We start from the raw sequence: 19,331 nt of genomic DNA on the forward strand, positions 1-19,331 counted from the left end.
AGCGCTGATTCTGAGATTAAAAAACAATCAAAAACCCTTCCTTACAAACAACCCAACCCTACTCCATCCCCTTTATGACCTTCACCGCTTCTTCGATTTTCATCACCAACTTTTCATCACTTATATTGCTCGTGCCCTGAATCAAAAACGGTGGCAGGAAATCCATCCCGGTCAGATTGGCCGTAGCGTGGAAAGGTAACAATAGGTTTTCAATCGGATAGCGATTGTATCCATTAGCGCTATAATCCTGAGCTCGGCTACCGGTCGAAACCACCAATTTCAGCGGTTTACCTTGCAGCCGCGTGCCCTCACTGCCATAGGCGAAACCGTAAGTTAATACCGCATCCTGCCATTCGCTTAAAATCGCCGGCGAGCTGTACCAGTAAAATGGAAACATCATCACCACAACATCGTGCGCATCCAATAACGCCTGCTCACGAGCGACATCAATCTTAAAATCTGGATAAGCACGAATCAGCTCGTGAACGGTGACATTCGGCAGCGGACGCAAAGCGTCAATCAACTGACGGTTGATACGAGACTCATCCGGATTACGGTGTGCCGCTAATACTAAAATACGAGACATAATGATTCCTTCTGCGGTTTTATTACGTCATTTTTTCATTTCTCCCGATGTTGGTGTAGTCTGTAATCGGCAACATCAATTTAAACTAAAGGTATCAACCATTATGTCGCTGCCTTCGGATCTCCATCGTTTACTCCCCGCCTTTCTCAGCGCCGCTCAAAGCGATAATTTCTCCGCCGCAGCCCGCAAGCTAGGGGTCACGCCTGCGGCTATCAGTAAAAACGTTCGCGTACTGGAAGCAAAACTTGGCGTCAGGCTGTTTCAACGCAATACCCATAACGTAGTACTAACCGATGAAGGCGAAGCGATGCTCGCCCGCGTAGCGCCACTGTGGCAAGCATTATCCACCGCGCTGGAAAGTGTCCAAAGTCAGGAACAGCAGCCCAGCGGCACCGTACGTATTAGCGTGATCCCCGGATTTGCCCACCAGCTGCTTATGCCGCTGATTCCGACTTTTTTAGCCCGTTATCCGCAAATCGATTTAGATATTTCGCTGGATGCCAGAGTGGTTAACCTGGTGGGGGAAGGGTTTGATGTGGCCATTGGTAATCGTAACGATCCCGACAGCCGCTTGATTGCCCGCGAGTTCTCTCCGGTGCAAATGGTGCTGGCCGCCTCTCCCGATTATCTTGCCGAGAATGGAACGCCGCAAACCATAGAAGATTTATATCAGCATCAGGCGCTGTTGCATCGCAATCCAGCAACCGGCCGCGTAGTAAAATGGCAATTACAACAAGATCACCGCGTCAAATTCGTTGAACCCGCCGGACGTTTGATCGTTTCTCAGCCCGCCATGATGCTGGATGCCACTCTGGCGAATATGGGTATTGCCTATCTGGCAAAGTGGCACACTGCCGCCCATTTCTCTGCTGGTCGTTTACAACCGGTATTGGAGAAACACTGGCCAGCCTCCGTTCCGCTATGGCTGTATTATGCTTCGGCAAATCTGCCTCCCCGTGTGCGGGTTTGGGTCGATTTTCTGCTAGAGCATTTTCGCGATTCGACAAAAAATCCACTAAAAATTTCAAATTTGTGATCGACTGTACAGGGAATAAACCTAAAGAATATTTCCTTGTCCTAAGTCAAATAAGTTGGCTGTCACTTCCGATTAAACCCATATATAGTGTCTATCAAAAGCAAAACACCTATATATAGTAGTTATCCACAGTGTCATCCACATTCCTCCGCAGCCCTTTCCAGCTGTGGGATTGCCTTGTGGATAACCCTGCATAACGGGAAACAGGAGTCACATCGTGAAACCAGTAGTGATTAAGCGGGACGGTTGTCAGGTACCTTTTGACGAGGTGCGCATTAAAGAAGCCGTGGAGCGTGCAGCTCTGGCTGTCGGCGTGGTAGACGCGGATTATTGTGCCACCGTCGCCCGCGTGGTCGCTCAAAAAATGGAAAACCAAACGCAGGTCGATATCCGCGAAATTCAAAACGCGGTCGAAAATCAGCTGATGGCCGGTGATTATAAACAGCTGGCGCGCGCCTATATTGAATACCGCCACGATCGCGATGTGTCACGAGAATTACGCGGTCGCCTGAATCAGGAAATTCGTGGTTTAGTAGAGCAAAGCAATATGGCGCTGCTTAACGAAAACGCCAATAAAGACAGTAAAGTGATTCCGACTCAGCGGGATCTGCTCGCCGGTATTGTGGCGAAACACTACGCTAAACAGCATATTTTACCGCGAGATGTGGTGCTGGCTCACGAACGCGGCGAAATTCATTATCACGATCTGGATTACTCGCCTTTCTTCCCAATGTTCAACTGTATGTTGATCGATTTGGACGGCATGCTGACCCAAGGCTTTAAAATGGGTAACGCTGAAATCGAGCCACCAAAATCAATTTCTACCGCGACGGCGGTGACCGCCCAAATCATCGCTCAGGTTGCCAGCCATATTTATGGCGGTACAACCATCAACCGAATTGATGAAATTCTGGCTCCCTTTGTGACCGCCAGTTACAACAAACACCAGCGTATAGCCGAAGAATGGGCAATTCCAGATGCGAAAGGCTACGCCATGGCGCGTACCGAAAAAGAGTGTCACGACGCTTTCCAATCACTGGAATACGAAGTGAATACTCTGCATACCGCCAACGGACAAACCCCGTTTGTGACCTTCGGTTTTGGTCTGGGAACCAGTTGGGAATCCCGAATGATCCAGCAGGCAATCTTGCGTAATCGCATTGCCGGCCTGGGTAAAAACCGGAAAACCGCCGTGTTCCCTAAACTGGTGTTTGCCATCCGCGACGGCCTGAACTATAAGTTTGGCGATCCAAATTACGATATTAAACAACTGGCTTTGGAATGCGCGACCAAACGTATGTACCCAGACATTCTTAATTACGATCAGGTAGTTAAAGTTACAGGTTCATTTAAGACGCCAATGGGTTGCCGCAGCTTCCTCGGCGTTTATGAAGAGAATGGCAAAGAAATCCACGATGGCCGCAACAATTTGGGCGTTATCAGCCTGAACCTGCCGCGTATCGCGCTGGAATCCCGAGGCGATGAAGCTCGCTTCTGGCAGTTACTGGATGAGCGTCTGTCGCTGGCGAAAAAAGCCCTGATGACACGTATTGCTCGTCTGGAAGGTATCAAAGCTCGGGTTGCGCCTATTTTATATATGGAAGGAGCCTGCGGCGTTAGACTACAAGCCGATGATAATATTGCAGAAATATTTAAAAATGGCCGAGCTTCCATTTCTTTGGGCTATATAGGTATTCACGAAACGGTTAACGCGCTATTTGGCAATCAAACCCACGTCTTTGACGATCAGCAACTGCGTGACAAAGCTATCGCCATCGTTTCCCATCTGAAAGATGCAACCGATAGCTGGAAAGATGAAACCGGCTACGCCTTTAGCCTTTACAGTACGCCGAGTGAAAACCTGTGTGACCGCTTCTGCCGTTTGGATACTGCCGAATTCGGCATTGTTCCAGGCGTTACTGACAAAGGTTATTACACCAACAGCTTCCATCTGGACGTGGAAAAGAAGGTTAATCCTTACGATAAACTGGATTTTGAAGCCCCTTATCCACCGTTGGCGAACGGCGGTTTTATTTGCTACGGCGAATATCCAAACCTACAGCACAACCTGAAAGCGCTAGAAGACGTATGGGATTACAGCTATCACCGCGTGCCTTATTACGGCACCAACACACCTATTGATGAATGCTACGAATGCGGTTTTACCGGTGAGTTTTCCTGCACCAGCAAAGGTTTTACCTGCCCGAAATGCGGTAATCACGAGCCGTCCAAAGTCTCGGTGACGCGCCGGGTGTGTGGCTATTTGGGAAGTCCGGATGCGCGTCCGTTCAACGCCGGGAAGCAGGAAGAAGTGAAGCGCCGGGTTAAACATCTGGCCAATGGCCAGTTGGGTTAATCCAGTCAGTATTTAAGAGTATTCGGGCGGCCAATAGGTCGCCCTGAAAATCTAACCAACTAACGTCGGACAAAGATCATCAATTATCATCAATACTATCCTGTCGATGTGATTAATGGCCCCGGAACCCGCTGTACGCTGTTTGTTTCCGGCTGTGTACACCAATGCCCCGGCTGCTATAACAAGAGCACCTGGCGGCTCAATTCCGGCAAGCCATTCACAATACAGATGGAAGACCAGATCATTGCGGATCTGAATGACACCCGCATCCGCCGCCAAGGGTTATCCCTGTCCGGAGGCGATCCGCTGCATCCAGAAAATCTCTCCGCTATTTTGTCACTGGTTAAGCGTGTGCATGCCGAATGCGATAATAAAGATATCTGGTTATGGACTGGCTACGAATTGGCTGAGTTAAGCAATGAACAGCGCGAAGTGGTGGATTTGATAAATGTATTGATCGACGGGAAATTTGTGCAGGGTCTCAAAGATCCCTCGCTAATTTGGCGTGGCAGCAGTAATCAAATCGTGCATAAACTGCGTTAAACCTCGATAAAACTGTGCCTCCGCTGACACTACGCGGAAGCATTCCTCACACCATCATAATGTAAAAATCAGTTAGCAAAGTTATAGGTGAAGGTGGCGTTAAAACGCCAGTCACGGCGAGTACTATCGCTTGGGACATCGCCGATTGGCCGCGCGCCTTCCAGTGAGAAAGAATAATGTTTGTTATCGCCAAAAGTGACGCCCACGGCATAAGACGCCAATTTCTTCGCCGGTAGCTGCGGCGTATTGAAGAAGGTTCTGGCCGTATCCACCAGCATATAAGGCTGAATGGTTTTCAGCCATTGCCCCTCCCGATTATGGATATAGCGCATTTCCACCTGCCCGCCGTAGCCATAGTCACCGGTGGCCTCACTATCAGGATAACCGCGGCCATAACGCAGCCCGCCAAAAGTTGCCTGTTCCGCTTCCGGTAACACATTATCCGACCAATCCCCTTCTGCCGACGCGCTTAAACGCCATTTCTCCGCGAACAAATAGGCGGTATCTCCATTCACTTTCCAGCGAGTGAATCCTAAATCCCCCCAAGGCGTAGAGCTGCTTGCCAGCGCGCCGTTAATCCCTTGTCGAACGCTAAAGCGGGTACTCCAATAAGCCTGGGTATATTCCCGATAGCCCAACAACGCCACTTCTGCCGCCGGGTAATGCATACTCTGATTTTGATCCGGCAAATCCCGTAATTGATTATTGAAGTTATTGAATCGGGCGCGGGATTTCAGATCGTAGCTTTTATCCACATAATCCAGACCGCCGCTAACCGTCCATTGTTTCTTCTGCGTTAGATACAGTGGATAACTGAAAACTACCCCGCCGTTATATTGGGTCTGCTCCGCGCGCGCTGACAGGGTAATATTGTCCGGCTGCAAAGTCAGAACATCGGTGTAGTCTTTAGGATTCTGTTTATAGTAACTGCCTTTCAACTGCATCAGCAGGCCGTTATCACCCAAATATTGTTGGTAGTTCAGCCCTAGATAACGATCGTTATCTTTATTATTGATAGGCAATAGTGTCGCGACGCCCAACTGTTCGCCATAACCGGTAAAACCGCTAAAAGTGGCATTGAGTACACCGGTATATACGCCTTTACGACTATCCAGCGCGGTGCTGACATTCCAGCTACGCGGATGATCGGCCTTAACTTCCAAAACCGTAGCGCCGTAGATATTGTTAGGATTTTTCGCCGTGGCGGTAACCTTCGCGTCCGGCGTTCTGCTCATTAAAATGGTATAGCGTTCGAAAACCTCTTTGGTGAGAGGCTTATCAGCCATAATGCGCTTGGATAATTTGGTTAGCCAACGCCCCAATGCGGCGTTATCACTTTTAATTAGCGTATTGCCAATATATCCCTCAACCAATCCTATTTTTAATGTACCGTTATTAAAATTATCTGCCGGTAAATAGGCGTAGGATAATACATAACCATCCTGTTGATATAATTTGGTAATAGCCTGAGTAGCAACCATCAAATTCTTTAGCGGCACCTTCTTCCCAATATAAGGAGCAAAAGGGGCCAGCAATGTTTTAGCATCGTAGCGAGTGCCGCCAATGAAATCCAAATGGCGAACGTCTATGAGTGTATCTAGCGTTAACGCATGAGAAGGGGCTGGCGTGTTTAACGCGGGAGGCTGCGGTCTGGCCGGTTGGGGTTTGGGTATTTCACGCGCGAGTCTTGAAGGGTTATTTTGATCGATTAACATCGGGACGGTATTTGCTAAGGTATTTTCTGCCACGGCAATGAATAAAAAAAACAGCCAAATTCTGTTCTTCATCGTCCATTTCCTTATTTGCATTTGCGCATAAATTTATTATGGAGCAAAAGAAGCGCTCCCCAATGCTTCAGGGGAGCGTAATAGGTTCTGTTATTTATTAAGTATTGTTGTTCCTAATAACCCACCGTTTGTGGCGGTGTTAGTGCTTGCCCCTGCGTTACCCGTTAGCGTATTAGTGACGCCGCCGAGTAATCCGCCGTTAGTTGCCGTACCGCTGGCGGTACTACCCGTTGTCTGACCACTACTACCTTTCGCGGTGTTGCTGGAGCCACCACCGCTCCCACTACATGCCGCCAATGAGCAAGCCAGGAGGATCGCCAGGCTTATTTTGCTCAAACGGCCGAGATTTTTAGGGCACATAATGCAACCCCCTACGTTGATAACGCCAAGGCGGCGCTAATTAATTGTAAGAGGCACTTATATTTCATTCCAGTTAACAGAGTGTTTATTTTTAATCTATTTGATGTTTTTTCATACAGAAAAAGTATGCGTATGAAATCACTCATCTTCCTCTCAGCGTTGACAAACTTCCTCTTTTGTCTCCTTCCTTCTTCCCGTAACTAAAAAGATTCATCGTTATGCCATCTGAGCATAACCGAACTGTCATTAAAGCTTGCCAGCATAGTTGGCAGATCGTTGATGAGTAAATTCCATGAAGCCAACCCATGATTTCGCTTACCCATCTTCCACTACATTGTTCAGCAAAGGGGATTGGGCTTATTACATTGATGGAGGTTATACCCGCCATGCAGTTATCTAGACAACCGACCAGTTTTCCCACCCGCTATCAGCAAATTGCCGCCCAGTTGGAGCAAGAACTGCGCGGTAACTATCGCTGCGGCGATTATCTGCCCTCTGAGCAACAGTTAGCGGATCGCTATCAGGTTAACCGCCATACTCTGCGTCGGGCGGTAGATGAGCTGGTGCAGCGCGGCTGGCTACAGCGCCGTCAGGGTATTGGCATTTTGGTGCTCATGCGCCCTTACGATTACCCGCTGCACGCTCAGGCCAGATTCAGCCAAAACCTGCTACAACAGGGCAGCGATCCCACCAGCGAGCGGTTGCTGGCGGTGCTACGTCCTTGCACCGATCACATCGCCAAAGCGCTGTCGCTGCTCGAAGGGGAACATGTGATTCACCTACGCACTTTGCGTCGGGTTAACGGCGTGCCGGTGTGCGTAATCGATCACTATCTGCCCGATCTCACCTGGTGGCCAGTGCTACAGCAGTTTTCCTCCGGCTCTTTGCATCAGTTCATTAGCCAGCAATTGGGCCAATCCCTCAACCGAAGTCAGACCCGTATCAGCGCTCGTCGCGCGCAGGCGAAAGAAAGCCGTCTGCTGGAAATAGCCACCCACGCGCCTCTGCTGTGTGTGCGTACTCTGAATATTCATGCCGGTAGCAATAAGGTTGCGGAGTACTCCGTCAGCCTGACCCGTGCCGACATGATCGAACTGACCATGGAGCATTAAATGGAAAGTAACTCTACCCGGCAGGGCTGGATGTCAGTATTGGCTCACAGCCAACCGGAAGATCTGCTCGCTCACTGGCAGACGCTGAATCTCAGCCCGCGCTATCAGGTTATCCGCGCGCCAGAAATCGGCCTAAACCAGCTACAGGCCAGAATGGGCGCTACCGGGAAACGCTTTATTCTCGGAGACATGACCATCACTCGCGCGGTAGTCAGGCTGGAAGAAAACGATGAAATTTATGGTTATAGCTACATTGCCGGACGCAATAAACCCCATGCCGAACGCTGCGCGCTGTTGGATGCCCTGCTACAGCAAACTGCGCTGCACGAATTGCTGCAAAAAACGGTGATTACCCCACTGGCAGCATTGCAGCAAGAGCGCCACCAGCAGCGGGCTCGCGCCATTGCCACCAGCCGGGTGGACTTCTTCACTTTAGTGCGAGGAGAAGACTGATGACACTGCTTAATCATTTTGATCAACCCATTGACGATTCCCAACGCGCCTTTCGCCAAATCCTCAAAGCGCTCAGCGAACCGGGTATACAGGTCACTCTGCCGCATCGTCAGGGCTGGAAAGAACTTAACCCAGCGGCAACCAGCGTGTTGCTGACGCTGGCAGATCAGGAAACCGCCGTTTATCTGGATGGCGATTTAAATAACGATTTGATTCGGCAAAACCTACGTTTTCATACCGGCGCGCCGGAAGCTATCGCCACTCAGCAGGCGGTTTTCGCGGTATTTCGTCACCACATAGCCGCTGAGCAGTTGGAGATCTGCCCGACGGGCGATGAAGTGTCGCCGGAGCTTTCCGTTACGCTGATTATTCAGGTCGATAACCTGCAACAAGGCACGCCATTACACCTGCGTGGGCCCGGCATTGAAGAACAGCGTCAAATCGCTCCTCACCTACCTGCGGCGATACTGAACTATCTGATTAATCGGCCAAATACTTTCCCCACCGGAATGGATGTCCTATTGGCCTGTGGAGAAGATCTGATGGCCATTCCCCGAACAACCCAAGTAGAGGTGCGCTGATGTACGTAGCCGTAAAAGGGGGCGAAAAAGCCATCGAGGCCGCCCATCAACTCTTGGCTCACCAGCGACGCGGTGATCCAAAAATCCCGGCGATCGACTGCGAGCAGATCGAGCAACAACTGGGTCTGGCGGTGGATCGGGTAATGACAGAAGGCGGAATTTACGATCCTGAACTGGCCGCGCTGGCGATCAAACAGGCCGGAGGCGATCTGGTGGAAGCGATCTTCCTGCTGCGCGCCTACCGTACGACGTTGCCTCGCCTTGCCGTCAGCCAGCCGCTGAATACTGCCAATATGCGTCTGGAGCGGCGGATCTCGGCAATTTACAAAGATCTGCCCGGCGGACAAGTTCTTGGCCCGACTTACGATTACACCCATCGCCTGCTGGATTTCGCCCTGCTGGCCTCAGGCGATGTGCCTGCTGCGCCCAAAGGTGGAGAAGCGCTACCGGAGAACTGCGCCCATGTGTCTGATTTATTAGTACAGGAACAGCTTGCATTAATGGAACAAGACGACGGGCAACAGCCCGACGATATCACCCGCAATCCGCCGGTTTTCCCTTGCAATCGCTCTGCGCGTTTGCAGCAATTGGTACGCGGCGACGAAGGTTTTTTGCTGGCGCTGAGCTATTCCACCCAGCGCGGCTATGGCCGTACGCATCCCTTTGCCGGCGAGATCCGCAGCGGTTATTTGACGGTGTCGATCGCGCCAGAGGAGCTGGGGTTTACCATTGATATTGGCGAAATCCTGCTGACCGAGTGCGAAATGGTTAACGGGTTTGTCGATCCCGAAGATCGTCCACCGCATTTTACCCGCGGTTACGGCCTGGTGTTTGGTCGAGCGGAGCGGAAAGCCATGTCGATGGCCTTGGTGGATCGCGCCCTGCAAACCCAGCAATACGGGGAAAGCATCGCCAGCCCGGCGCAGGACGAAGAATTTGTACTGTCTCACGCTGATAACGTCGAAGCCGCTGGCTTTGTTTCCCATCTTAAATTACCTCATTACGTTGATTTTCAGGCCGAACTTGAACTGCTGAAACGCCTGCGCAGCGAGTATCGGGCCGAACATCAGGAGCCGCACCATGACTGAGGTTCTCACCGGTTACAATCTGGGTTATCTGGACGAACAAACCAAGCGCATGATTCGCAGAGCCATTCTGAAAGCCGTAGCCATTCCCGGTTATCAAGTGCCGTTCGGCGGCAGAGAAATGCCGATGCCTTATGGCTGGGGCACCGGCGGTATTCAGCTCACCGCCAGCGTGATTGGCCGCTGCGACGTCCTGAAAGTGATCGATCAGGGAGCCGATGACACCACAAACGCGGTTTCTATCCGCCACTTCTTCCAGCGGGTCAGCGGCGTAGCCACCACGGAAAAAACTACCGATGCCACTTTGATCCAGACTCGCCACCGCATTCCGGAAACCTTGCTGGCGGAGGATCAAATTCTGATCTTTCAGGTTCCCATTCCTGAACCACTGCGCTTTATCGAGCCGCGGGAAACCGAAACCCGCAAAATGCATGCGCTGGAAGAATACGGCGTGATGCAGGTGAAATTGTATGAAGATATCGCCCGTTACGGCCATATTGCCACTACCTACGCCTATCCGGTGAAGGTGAACGATCGCTACGTTATGGACCCATCTCCTATTCCCAAATTTGATAATCCGAAGATGCATATGATGCCAGCATTACAGCTATTTGGCGCAGGCAGGGAAAAGCGTATTTATGCCCTTCCGCCGTTTACCAAAGTGGAAAGCCTCGATTTTGACGATCATCCCTTTACCGTTCAGCAATGGGACGAACCCTGTGCCCTATGCGGCTCTCACCACAGTTATCTGGATGAAGTGGTGTTGGATGATCTCGGCAATCGTATGTTTGTATGTTCCGATACCGATTATTGCCAACAACAGCTTAGCGATACCGCTGCGGCCAGCCAATCCGAGGTGAATGCCTGATGAAACCTGCACAACTGGCCGCGACTCCGTTACTTTCAGTGGAAAATCTGACCCATTTATATGCGCCGGGCAAAGGTTTTAGCGATGTGTCTTTTCAGCTCTATCCCGGTGAGGTTCTGGGGATTGTCGGTGAATCCGGATCGGGGAAAACCACGCTGCTAAAATCCATTTCCGCGCGACTGGCTCCCCAACAGGGACAAATCATTTATCGACCCGACGGGCAGCAAGAACAAGATCTGTACGCGATGGCAGAAAGCCAGCGTCGCCGCCTGTTACGTACCGATTGGGGCGTGGTTCACCAGCATCCTCTCGACGGTCTGCGCCCGCAGGTATCCGCGGGCGGCAACATTGGCGAGCGTTTAATGGCTATTGGCCAGCGTCATTACGGCGAGATTCGCCAACAGGCCGGACGCTGGCTGGAAGACGTCGAAATTCCGATTTCTCGCCTCGACGATCTACCGACGACGTTTTCCGGTGGCATGCAACAACGGCTGCAAATCGCCCGAAATTTAGTGACTCATCCAAAATTGGTGTTTATGGATGAACCGACTGGCGGGTTGGACGTTTCAGTTCAGGCGCGATTGCTGGATTTACTGCGCAGTCTGGTCGTGGAAATGCAGTTGGCGGTGGTTATTGTGACCCATGATTTGGGCGTCGCGCGCCTGCTGGCACATCGTCTGCTGGTGATGAAAGAAGGGAAAGTCATTGAGAGTGGCTTAACCGATCGGGTGCTGGACGACCCGCATCACGCCTATACCCAACTGTTAGTGTCATCGGTGCTGCAAAACTGATGCACACCTTGACGCGACACCCTTCGGCCTTTGCGGGAATAGAAAATGAATCAGCAATTACGGGTTGAAAACCTCAGTAAAACCTTTGTATTACATCAGCAACAGGGCATTCGCTTACCGGTACTCCATCGGGCAGAACTGGCGGTAAACAGCGGTGAATGCGTCGTACTGCACGGCCATTCAGGCAGCGGAAAATCAACGTTGCTTCGCTCTCTTTACGCCAACTATTTGCCAGACAGCGGCCATATTTGGATAAAACACCAGGGCGAATGGATCGATATGGTGCATGCCGAAGCCCGTCAGATTTTAGCGGTTCGCCGTCACACCCTGGGCTGGGTCAGCCAGTTTTTACGTGTGATTCCGCGTATCAGTGCGCTGAATGTCGTGATGCAGCCGCTGCTGGAATTAGGCGTTGAACGCCACATTTGTCAGGAACGGGCGGCATCATTACTTACTCGCTTAAATGTGCCGGAACGTCTGTGGCATCTGGCTCCTTCGACCTTTTCCGGCGGTGAACAACAGCGTGTGAATATTGCCCGCGGTTTTATCGTCGATTACCCCATTTTGCTGCTGGATGAACCAACGGCTTCACTGGATAACGTCAACAGCGCTGCGGTGGTCAGCCTGATCGATGAAGCCAAACAGCGAGGCGCGGCTATCGTTGGTATTTTCCATGATGAGGCCGTACGCCAGCACGTCAGCGATCGCTTGCAGATCATGACGCCGCCCCAGTTCGACACCCTTCAGGAGATCCCAGCATGATCCTCAATAATGTGAAACTGGTTCTGCAAGATCGCACGATAGCCGGATCGCTGGAGATCCAGGACGGAATGATTCGCAGTTTTACCGATCGCCCCAGCCAACTGCCTCAAGCCATTGACGGTGACAATGGCTGGCTATTACCTGGGTTGATCGAGCTACATACCGATAATCTGGACAAATTCTTCACCCCGCGCCCCAACGTAGACTGGCCCGCACATTCTGCCATGAGCAGCCACGATGCGCTCATGGTTGCCAGCGGTATGACCACGGTGCTGGATGCGGTGGCCGTGGGCGATGTGCGCGACGGCGGTCATCGGCTGGAGAATTTACAGAAAATGATTAATGCGGTGGTGAATAGTCAGCGTGCTGGTTTAAATCGGGCAGAACATCGCATTCATTTACGCTGTGAATTGCCTCACCACACCACGCTGCCATTATTTGAAAAACTGATGGATCAACCCGAGCTATCTTTAGTTTCCCTGATGAATCATTCGCCGGGTCAGCGTCAATTCGCCTCCCGTGAAAAATATCGGGAATACTATCAGGGCAAATATCATCTTAATGATGAAAAAATGGCGCAGTTTGAAGAAGAACAAATCAATCTATCTGCTCGCTGGGCGGCGCCAAACCGCAGTGCCATTGCAGCCCATTGCCGCCAGCGCAATATTTCTCTCGCCAGCCACGATGATGCCACCGCCGAGCACGTTGCTGAATCTCAGGCGCTAGGCAGCGTTATTGCCGAATTTCCCACAACGGAAGCGGCGGCGCGAGCCTCTCATCAGCACGGTATGCAAGTTCTGATGGGCGCGCCCAATATCGTGCGCGGCGGCTCGCATTCCGGCAATGTTGCCGCCCATAAGCTGGCCTCATTAGGCGTGTTGGATATACTCTCTTCCGATTACTATCCGGCCAGTTTGCTGGATGCCGCTTTCCGTATTGCTCAGGATGCAAGCAACGATTTCTCTCTGCCACAGGCGGTAGCGTTGGTGACCTGCAATCCGGCTCGCGCATTAGGATTAACCGATCGCGGCGTCATTGAAGAAGGTAAGCGAGCGGATCTGGTTTTGGCGAGAAATCAGGGCGAACACGTCTACGTGCAAAACGTCTGGCGTCAAGGCATTCGGGTGTTCTGATGGCGCACTTAATCTATCTGATGGGGCCATCCGGCGCTGGCAAGGATTGCCTGCTTTCCGCGCTACGCAAAGACCAGCAACATAAAATTCTGGTAGCGCACCGCTATATCACTCGCCCAGCAGATGCCGGTGCTGAAAATCATATTGCACTGAGCGAGGAGGAATTCTTGCAGCGCCAGGCGCAGGGGCTGTTTGCTTTAAGCTGGCAGGCACATCAGCATCATTATGCCTTAGGCGCGGAAATAGACCTGTGGCTGGAAAAAGGGCTGGATGTGGTAGCCAATGGCTCAAGGGCGCATCTTTCCCACGCTCAGCGACGCTATGGGCACCGACTGCTGCCGGTCTGCCTGGCGGTGTCTCCGGCAATTCTGCGGCAGCGTTTACTACAGCGTGGGCGCGAAGATGAGGCTCAAATCGCTCAACGTCTGGCAAGAGCTGCGCATTATCAGCAACGTTTACCCGCCCATTGTGTACGGCTAGATAATGATGGTTCGCTAACCGATACCTTACACCGGCTGAAAAATCTGATTCAACTGGTGGTAAATACGCATTCGCAGGAGCTTATGAGTGGAAAATAAAATGCAGCTAACCCTTCTGGGAACCGGCGGAGCACAGCAGGTTCCGGCATTCGGCTGCGATTGCCCAGCCTGCCAGCGCGCCTGTCAGCAGCCCAGATTTCGGCGTGGTCCATGCAGCGCCATGCTGCGTTATCAGGGAGAATCGCATTTTATTGATGCCGGTTTACCGACGTTAGGAGAGCGTTTTTCTGCGGACGAAATTCAGCGTTTTTGGCTTACACATTATCACATGGATCACGTTCAGGGGTTATTTCCGTTACGTTGGGGCTATTCCAGCCCAATTCCCGTCTACGGCCCGCCGGATGCCGACGGCTGCGACGACCTGTTCAAACACTCTGGAATACTGGATTTCCAACCGCCGTTAACTCCTTTTCAACCGCTGGACATCGCCGGTTTACAGATAACGCCCCTGCCGCTCAACCACTCAAAACCAACCTTTGGTTATCTCTACCAAAGTCCGCGCCGAACGCTGGCCTATCTGACCGATACCGCCGGTCTGCCAGAGTCTACCACCGCTTTTCTGGCTCGGCTGCCGTTAGATCTTCTGGTGATGGATTGCAGTCATCCGCCGCAAACCAATGCTCCACGCAACCATAATGATGTGAGCATGGCCTTGGAGATCCACCGGCAATTACGCCCGGTAAACACCCTGCTCACCCATGTCAGCCACCAGTTGGATTGCTGGCTGATGAATAACTTGCTGCCCGCCGGCGTTGCCGCAGCCTACGATAATCAGGTGATCATACTCTAGGAAGCAGATCGGTTATCCGAAATTTTTCCCGCCGGCTGCATGGCATCCGATTCGATAATCACGGTGCCGCTGTGAGCAACCGTAAAAGCCTGCTGCAACATCGCCTGCGCCACATTTTTTGCGGAAATTGAACGCCATTTCTTCGGTAGCACTGCAAACAGCGGCGCGGTCAAACGTTCGGTCAGACGCGGTACCGGGCGTTTACCGGTCAGCATAGAAGGCCGGAATATGCTGAGTTGCGGCCAGCCTTGCTGACTCAACGCTCGTTCCGCTTCACCTTTGGTTCTGCTGTAAAGCAGCCAGGAATGCGGATTGGCCCCCATGGCGCTTACCACCAACAAATGGCGCGCACCCAGTCGCAGGCCGGTTTCCCCCGTTTCTACCACTAAACGATAATCTATTGCGCGAAACGCCGCCTGAGTCCCCGCCTGCTTACGGGTAGTACCCAGACAGCAAAAAACTGCATCTACCGGAGCGCTTAAGGTTTTCAGCAAAGTACTCATATCGTCAGCCTGTGGATTAGTCAATTTATTCATTACCGACAAAGGCTTACGCGTAGGAGCAATGATGTGGCTAATTCTGGCATCTAGCCGCAATAATCTTAATAGTTCCCCACCGACCAGACCGCTCGCGCCCAATAATAAAACCTTCACGATTAAATCTCCTTAACCCCATGAATAAGATAAGAATAGCCGGATCGAAGAAACCGCGCAGGGAAAACATCGTGCCAGAACAACGGGGATACTTTTCCACCACAATACCCAAATGAAAACACGATTCGGATAAAGATAATATTTGGATGGAGACAACGCTCCCGTGAAGACAATACGCGAATGAAATAAATGGCACTATGGCAAAAGCCAGCAAGATGTTTGGTGGTTCACGCGGAGTCGCGTACCCAGTACAACTTTTTGCCAAATCCCAAGGTATTATTCGTCATTTTGATATCTTGCAAACTTAGCCGCCAGATCGGCGCAGAGGCTACTTTTGCGATAGGAAAGCGCCGACAGTAACGCTGACGCGCCAACTTATCGTCATCACCGCTTAGCAAACTAATCTCTCCTCGGTACTGCACTCCCTTAATCAAGGCTACACTGCGAGGCTGCGTAGCAATAGTGCCGACCACCTGAGGGTTTTTCTGCATCAGTTCACCGTGGCGAGTATGGCCTTCCGTCATTAGAAATAACGCCATTTGCTGCGGTTCAAAAACATAAAAACAGTTGGCACACCACATATCGCCCGCGTGGCTTGCGCACAGCGTCAACACATGCTGCTTCAGTAAAAACTGGCTAATCACCTGTAAATCATCTGGATTATTCACTGCGAGCTCCTCTGTATTATCATTGCAGTGTAACCGAACCCGATCACAAAACGCGAAATGAGCCAGACAAGATTTCCCTTCAGGCAGGACTAATTGTTCTGTTATCCGGTGGATGAAATAGCAGAAAGACATAACTAAATTGTATCTAATAGTGATTTAGCTATCATTTCTTATATAAACCCATTTTGCATTTATATGCATAAAAACGGGATAAATCTCGATTAAGATTTAATTAATCAGAATTAACAAATAGAAAACAATTTACGGGTGAGTGCGCTCTCAATTCTATTAATAAACCTATTAGGATATTTCTATGTGTCAGGTATGTTAAATATAACTTACTGCGCTCTCGTGAAAATAATCATAAAAACGCATAAAAACCGAAATAGATGAATAAAGAAGTAAATATATTCATGATTTAGTCAAAACACATTTTAAAATCCGAACAAAATGTGACGCACATCACGGAATGAATGAGTGTTATCGCTAGAATAGCCCGCATCAACCCATTGTTCAAAAACAAAGAGACGTTACGAAAATGGAAAATAACAACAAGAAGATGGCGCATATAAGGCGGACAACTCATCTTATGATGCCGGCTCATCGTAGCTATTTTAACTTCTCTTATTTCCATTACAGATAATATCCCTCCTGCGATGACATCCGTACTTATTGGATCGTCATTGTCATAAACACAATATTTAGCTTGTGCGAAAATTGCGAATGCATTTGGCGTCGGTTAACTATTGTCTGTTTCAAAAATGATGCTTAATTATCGATTTACTTAACCTACAGATTTACATTTTTCATCTGTCGGAATAAATCGTTCGTTAACTTATCCAATTAATTCGTGATGTGAACTTTTGCCGTGATTTAATGGCTTAAGAAATTCTTTGCCTATTTTTTAGGTGAGAAACAGTGCAGGCGAAAATTAGCATTTCAAATAATTAATGTCTCAACGTCATTGATGTGGATTGCTATACAAAAAAATTAATGAAACGAAATCCAACGCACCTACAAGTTGGACGGGTTGATACACCCTAAATAAAAGAGAGCAAAAATGAAAAAATTAAATATTGCGGCAAGTGCTTCAGCAATCTCTTGTTTTGAAACCCAGCGGGAAATTGTTGATGTTTTACATACTGATTTTACCGATGTTTCAGCGGTGGTTTTATCAGTTCAAGATATAAATAATGGCGTTATTGATTCCATTCATAAATTAGGGTTTAACATTCCTATTTTCGCTGCCGTATGCTGCGAAGAAGAGCTAAATAATGATGTATTGCCTTCCCTCAATGGCGTATTTGAATTGTGCGGTGACAACACCGGATTCTACGGTAAACAATTAGAATCTGCTGCCGAAAAATACGAAAATGAGCTATTACCACCATTTTTCAACACACTAACAAAATACGTTGAAATGGGTAATTCTACTTTCGCCTGTCCGGGTCATCAGGGCGGCCAATTCTTCCGCAAACATCCGGTAGGTCGCCAATTCTTCGATTTTTATGGCGAAACAATTTTCCGTTCAGATATGTGTAACGCTGATGTCAAATTAGGTGATTTGCTGATTCATGAAGGCGCGCCTTGCGATGCACAGAAACACGCGGCAAAAGTATTTAATGCCGATAAAACCTATTTCGTTCTTAACGGGACTTCAGCCTCTAATAAAGTCGCAACCAATGCGATTCTGGCCCGTGGCGATCTGGTTCTGTTTGACCGTAATAACCATAAATCTAACCATCACGGTGCCTTAATTCAAGCTGGCGCAACGCCAGTTTATCTGGAAACGGCTCGTAACCCGTTTGGCTTTATCGGCGGTATCGATGCCCACTGTTTTGAAGAAAAATACCTGCGTGAACAAATACGTAGCGTATCGCCTGACCGTGCTGATGCACCTCGTCCTTTCCGATTGGCAATTATTCAATTGGGAACTTACGACGGCACCATTTATAACGCTCGTCAGGTTGTCGATAAAATTGGTCATTTATGCGATTACATTCTGTTCGACTCCGCCTGGGTTGGCTACGAACAATTTATTCCAATGATGAAGGATTGTTCACCATTATTACTGGAGCTGAACGAAAACGATCCGGGTATTATTGTGACCCAGTCAGTACATAAACAACAGGCTGGCTTCTCTCAAACGTCGCAAATTCATAAAAAAGATAAACATATTAAAGGTCAGGATCGTTACTGTAATCATAAACGCTTTAATAACGCCTTTATGCTTCATGCATCCACCAGCCCATTCTATCCATTATTCGCCGCTCTGGATGTCAATGCGAAAATGCATGAAGGGGAAAGCGGCCGCCGTATGTGGTTGGAATGTGTTAAAAACGGGATTGAAGCCCGTAAAATGCTGTTAAATACCTGTTCTATGATTAAGCCTTTCGTTCCGGTTAGTGTAGACGGAAAACCGTGGCAAGAATATGACACTGAAACCATGGCGCAAGACTTGCGTTTCTTTAACTTTATTCCCGGTGAGAAATGGCATGCTTTCGAAGGGTATGAAGCTTCCCAATATTTTGTTGACCCTTGCAAGCTATTATTAACCACGCCAGGAATTGATACCAATACTGGTGAATATACTCAATCAGGTATTCCAGCTACTATTTTGGCTAATTTCCTGCGGGAAAATGGCATTGTGCCAGAAAAATGTGACCTCAATTCAATTCTGTTCTTATTAACACCTGCAGAAGACCTGGCAAAAATGCAGCATCTGGTTGCGCAAATCGCCCGATTCGAGCGTTTCATTGAAGAAGATGCTTTGTTGTGCGACGTATTACCAACGGTCTATCGCAATAATGAAGCCCGTTATAAAGGTTACACCATTGGCCGCCTGTGTCAGGAAATGCACGACCTTTACGTCAGCTACGACGTAAAACAATTGCAGAAAGAAATGTTCCGTAAACAATATTTCCCGAAAGTTATGATGAATCCGCAAGATGCCAATATTGAATTTGTTCGTGGCAACGTAGAGCTGGTTCCATTATGTAAAGCAGAAGGTCGTATTGCCGCAGAAGGCGCGCTTCCTTACCCACCGGGAGTATTGTGTGTCGTTCCTGGGGAAGTTTGGGGTGGCGCAGCGCAACGTTATTTCCTGGCATTAGAAGAAAGCATCAATTTATTGCCTGGCTTTGCACCAGAATTACAAGGCGTGTATTTACAAGTAGACGAAGACGGCTGGAATCGCGCCTACGGCTACATGATGAAAAAATAATAAAT

At 49.6% G+C, this 19,331-nt stretch carries 20 protein-coding genes; 15 read left to right on the top strand and 5 right to left on the bottom strand.

Features of this window, described 5'->3' with window-relative positions; translation table 11 throughout:
• Positions 1 to 58: 58 nt before the first annotated feature.
• Entirely contained in the window at positions 59 to 586 is a 528-nt protein-coding gene (locus DBA33_RS09515; protein WP_064516191.1) for an NAD(P)H-dependent oxidoreductase, read from the bottom strand.
• A 103-nt stretch (positions 587 to 689) separates the two neighbouring features.
• Between DBA33_RS09515 and DBA33_RS09520 the strand changes: the two genes are divergently transcribed.
• From DBA33_RS09520 to nrdG, 3 genes are all read left to right on the top strand, one after another.
• Complete coding sequence (locus tag DBA33_RS09520; RefSeq protein WP_120806364.1) at positions 690 to 1,622, top strand: LysR family transcriptional regulator; 933 nt, start codon at positions 690 to 692, stop codon at positions 1,620 to 1,622.
• Positions 1,623 to 1,839: 217 nt separating this feature from the next.
• Positions 1,840 to 3,978, top strand: coding sequence for an anaerobic ribonucleoside-triphosphate reductase (nrdD, locus tag DBA33_RS09525; RefSeq protein WP_064516189.1), 2,139 nt, complete (start codon positions 1,840 to 1,842; stop codon positions 3,976 to 3,978).
• A gap of 78 nt (positions 3,979 to 4,056) precedes the next feature.
• The gene (gene nrdG / locus DBA33_RS09530; RefSeq protein WP_064516186.1) at positions 4,057 to 4,521 is read left to right on the top strand and encodes an anaerobic ribonucleoside-triphosphate reductase-activating protein; all 465 of its coding nucleotides are present in this window, start codon (positions 4,057 to 4,059) and stop codon (positions 4,519 to 4,521) included.
• A gap of 68 nt (positions 4,522 to 4,589) precedes the next feature.
• Here the strand turns inward: nrdG and DBA33_RS09535 are convergent, their stop codons facing one another.
• Together DBA33_RS09535 and DBA33_RS09540 are read right to left on the bottom strand one after the other, a co-directional pair.
• Positions 4,590 to 6,308: a POTRA domain-containing protein gene (locus tag DBA33_RS09535; RefSeq protein WP_064516184.1), complete on the bottom strand. Its 1,719-nt coding sequence runs from the start codon at positions 6,306 to 6,308 to the stop codon at positions 4,590 to 4,592.
• A 90-nt stretch (positions 6,309 to 6,398) separates the two neighbouring features.
• A complete protein-coding gene (locus DBA33_RS09540; RefSeq protein ID WP_162975193.1) occupies positions 6,399 to 6,668 on the bottom strand; it encodes a hypothetical protein in 270 nt (89 codons plus the stop codon).
• 386 nt (positions 6,669 to 7,054) lie between these two features.
• Here DBA33_RS09540 and phnF point away from each other — a divergent pair, with 386 nt between their 5' ends.
• Genes phnF through phnP form a run of 10 tightly spaced genes read left to right on the top strand, consistent with a single transcriptional unit; the run spans position 7,055 to position 14,782 of the window.
• Positions 7,055 to 7,780, top strand: coding sequence for a phosphonate metabolism transcriptional regulator PhnF (gene phnF, locus DBA33_RS09545; RefSeq protein ID WP_064516180.1), 726 nt, complete (start codon positions 7,055 to 7,057; stop codon positions 7,778 to 7,780).
• Positions 7,781 to 8,233: a phosphonate C-P lyase system protein PhnG gene (phnG, locus tag DBA33_RS09550; RefSeq protein WP_064516178.1), complete on the top strand. Its 453-nt coding sequence runs from the start codon at positions 7,781 to 7,783 to the stop codon at positions 8,231 to 8,233.
• A complete protein-coding gene (gene phnH / locus DBA33_RS09555) occupies positions 8,233 to 8,814 on the top strand; it encodes a phosphonate C-P lyase system protein PhnH (RefSeq protein ID WP_064516176.1) in 582 nt (193 codons plus the stop codon). The genes phnG and phnH overlap by 1 nt, the downstream gene beginning before the upstream one ends.
• The gene (locus DBA33_RS09560; protein ID WP_120806332.1) at positions 8,814 to 9,902 is read left to right on the top strand and encodes a carbon-phosphorus lyase complex subunit PhnI; all 1,089 of its coding nucleotides are present in this window, start codon (positions 8,814 to 8,816) and stop codon (positions 9,900 to 9,902) included. Before phnH ends, DBA33_RS09560 begins: the two co-directional genes overlap by 1 nt.
• On the top strand, positions 9,895 to 10,767 hold the full coding sequence (locus DBA33_RS09565) for an alpha-D-ribose 1-methylphosphonate 5-phosphate C-P-lyase PhnJ (protein WP_064516172.1): 873 nt from the start codon (positions 9,895 to 9,897) through the stop codon (positions 10,765 to 10,767). Before DBA33_RS09560 ends, DBA33_RS09565 begins: the two co-directional genes overlap by 8 nt.
• A complete protein-coding gene (gene phnK / locus DBA33_RS09570) occupies positions 10,767 to 11,558 on the top strand; it encodes a phosphonate C-P lyase system protein PhnK (RefSeq protein WP_064516170.1) in 792 nt (263 codons plus the stop codon). Before DBA33_RS09565 ends, phnK begins: the two co-directional genes overlap by 1 nt.
• Positions 11,559 to 11,603: 45 nt before the next feature.
• On the top strand, positions 11,604 to 12,320 hold the full coding sequence (gene phnL / locus DBA33_RS09575) for a phosphonate C-P lyase system protein PhnL (protein WP_064516168.1): 717 nt from the start codon (positions 11,604 to 11,606) through the stop codon (positions 12,318 to 12,320).
• Entirely contained in the window at positions 12,317 to 13,453 is a 1,137-nt protein-coding gene (gene phnM / locus DBA33_RS09580) for an alpha-D-ribose 1-methylphosphonate 5-triphosphate diphosphatase (protein ID WP_120806333.1), read from the top strand. The genes phnL and phnM overlap by 4 nt, the downstream gene beginning before the upstream one ends.
• The gene (phnN, locus tag DBA33_RS09585) at positions 13,453 to 14,031 is read left to right on the top strand and encodes a ribose 1,5-bisphosphokinase (RefSeq protein ID WP_064516164.1); all 579 of its coding nucleotides are present in this window, start codon (positions 13,453 to 13,455) and stop codon (positions 14,029 to 14,031) included. Before phnM ends, phnN begins: the two co-directional genes overlap by 1 nt.
• Position 14,032: 1 nt before the next feature.
• A complete protein-coding gene (gene phnP, locus DBA33_RS09590; protein WP_120806365.1) occupies positions 14,033 to 14,782 on the top strand; it encodes a phosphonate metabolism protein PhnP in 750 nt (249 codons plus the stop codon).
• On the opposite strand, the gene DBA33_RS09595 is transcribed toward phnP, so the two are convergent.
• Entirely contained in the window at positions 14,779 to 15,438 is a 660-nt protein-coding gene (locus tag DBA33_RS09595) for an NAD(P)H-binding protein (protein ID WP_064516162.1), read from the bottom strand. The genes phnP and DBA33_RS09595 overlap by 4 nt on opposite strands.
• 224 nt (positions 15,439 to 15,662) lie before the next feature.
• Positions 15,663 to 16,103, bottom strand: a complete 441-nt coding sequence (locus DBA33_RS09600) for a YhbP family protein (RefSeq protein ID WP_064516160.1) — start codon at positions 16,101 to 16,103, stop codon at positions 15,663 to 15,665.
• Positions 16,104 to 16,641: 538 nt separating this feature from the next.
• On the opposite strand from DBA33_RS09600, the gene speFL reads away from it, so the two are divergent.
• Both speFL and speF read left to right on the top strand, forming a co-directional pair.
• The gene (gene speFL, locus DBA33_RS09605) at positions 16,642 to 16,746 is read left to right on the top strand and encodes a leader peptide SpeFL (RefSeq protein WP_115175270.1); all 105 of its coding nucleotides are present in this window, start codon (positions 16,642 to 16,644) and stop codon (positions 16,744 to 16,746) included.
• A 417-nt stretch (positions 16,747 to 17,163) separates the two neighbouring features.
• On the top strand, positions 17,164 to 19,326 hold the full coding sequence (speF, locus tag DBA33_RS09610) for an ornithine decarboxylase SpeF (RefSeq protein ID WP_064516158.1): 2,163 nt from the start codon (positions 17,164 to 17,166) through the stop codon (positions 19,324 to 19,326).
• Positions 19,327 to 19,331 lie beyond the last annotated feature (5 nt).

Source organism: Yersinia sp. IP36721, from assembly GCF_003634395.1.
In the GTDB taxonomy this organism is placed as follows: domain Bacteria; phylum Pseudomonadota; class Gammaproteobacteria; order Enterobacterales; family Enterobacteriaceae; genus Yersinia; species Yersinia entomophaga.

Bases quoted from the DNA above. Each gene is read 5' to 3' on its own strand.
- DBA33_RS09515 (WP_064516191.1), bottom strand. From the start codon at position 586: ATGTCTCGTATTTTAGTATTAGCGGCACACCGTAATCCGGATGAGTCT.
- DBA33_RS09520 (WP_120806364.1), top strand. From the start codon at position 690: ATGTCGCTGCCTTCGGATCTCCATCGTTTACTCCCCGCCTTTCTCAGC.
- DBA33_RS09535 (WP_064516184.1), bottom strand. From the start codon at position 6,308: ATGAAGAACAGAATTTGGCTGTTTTTTTTATTCATTGCCGTGGCAGAA.
- DBA33_RS09540 (WP_162975193.1), bottom strand. From the start codon at position 6,668: ATGTGCCCTAAAAATCTCGGCCGTTTGAGCAAAATAAGCCTGGCGATC.
- phnF (WP_064516180.1), top strand. From the start codon at position 7,055: ATGCAGTTATCTAGACAACCGACCAGTTTTCCCACCCGCTATCAGCAA.
- phnG (WP_064516178.1), top strand. From the start codon at position 7,781: ATGGAAAGTAACTCTACCCGGCAGGGCTGGATGTCAGTATTGGCTCAC.
- phnH (WP_064516176.1), top strand. From the start codon at position 8,233: ATGACACTGCTTAATCATTTTGATCAACCCATTGACGATTCCCAACGC.
- DBA33_RS09560 (WP_120806332.1), top strand. From the start codon at position 8,814: ATGTACGTAGCCGTAAAAGGGGGCGAAAAAGCCATCGAGGCCGCCCAT.
- DBA33_RS09565 (WP_064516172.1), top strand. From the start codon at position 9,895: ATGACTGAGGTTCTCACCGGTTACAATCTGGGTTATCTGGACGAACAA.
- phnK (WP_064516170.1), top strand. From the start codon at position 10,767: ATGAAACCTGCACAACTGGCCGCGACTCCGTTACTTTCAGTGGAAAAT.
- phnL (WP_064516168.1), top strand. From the start codon at position 11,604: ATGAATCAGCAATTACGGGTTGAAAACCTCAGTAAAACCTTTGTATTA.
- phnM (WP_120806333.1), top strand. From the start codon at position 12,317: ATGATCCTCAATAATGTGAAACTGGTTCTGCAAGATCGCACGATAGCC.
- phnN (WP_064516164.1), top strand. From the start codon at position 13,453: ATGGCGCACTTAATCTATCTGATGGGGCCATCCGGCGCTGGCAAGGAT.
- phnP (WP_120806365.1), top strand. From the start codon at position 14,033: ATGCAGCTAACCCTTCTGGGAACCGGCGGAGCACAGCAGGTTCCGGCA.
- speFL (WP_115175270.1), top strand. From the start codon at position 16,642: ATGGAAAATAACAACAAGAAGATGGCGCATATAAGGCGGACAACTCAT.
- speF (WP_064516158.1), top strand. From the start codon at position 17,164: ATGAAAAAATTAAATATTGCGGCAAGTGCTTCAGCAATCTCTTGTTTT.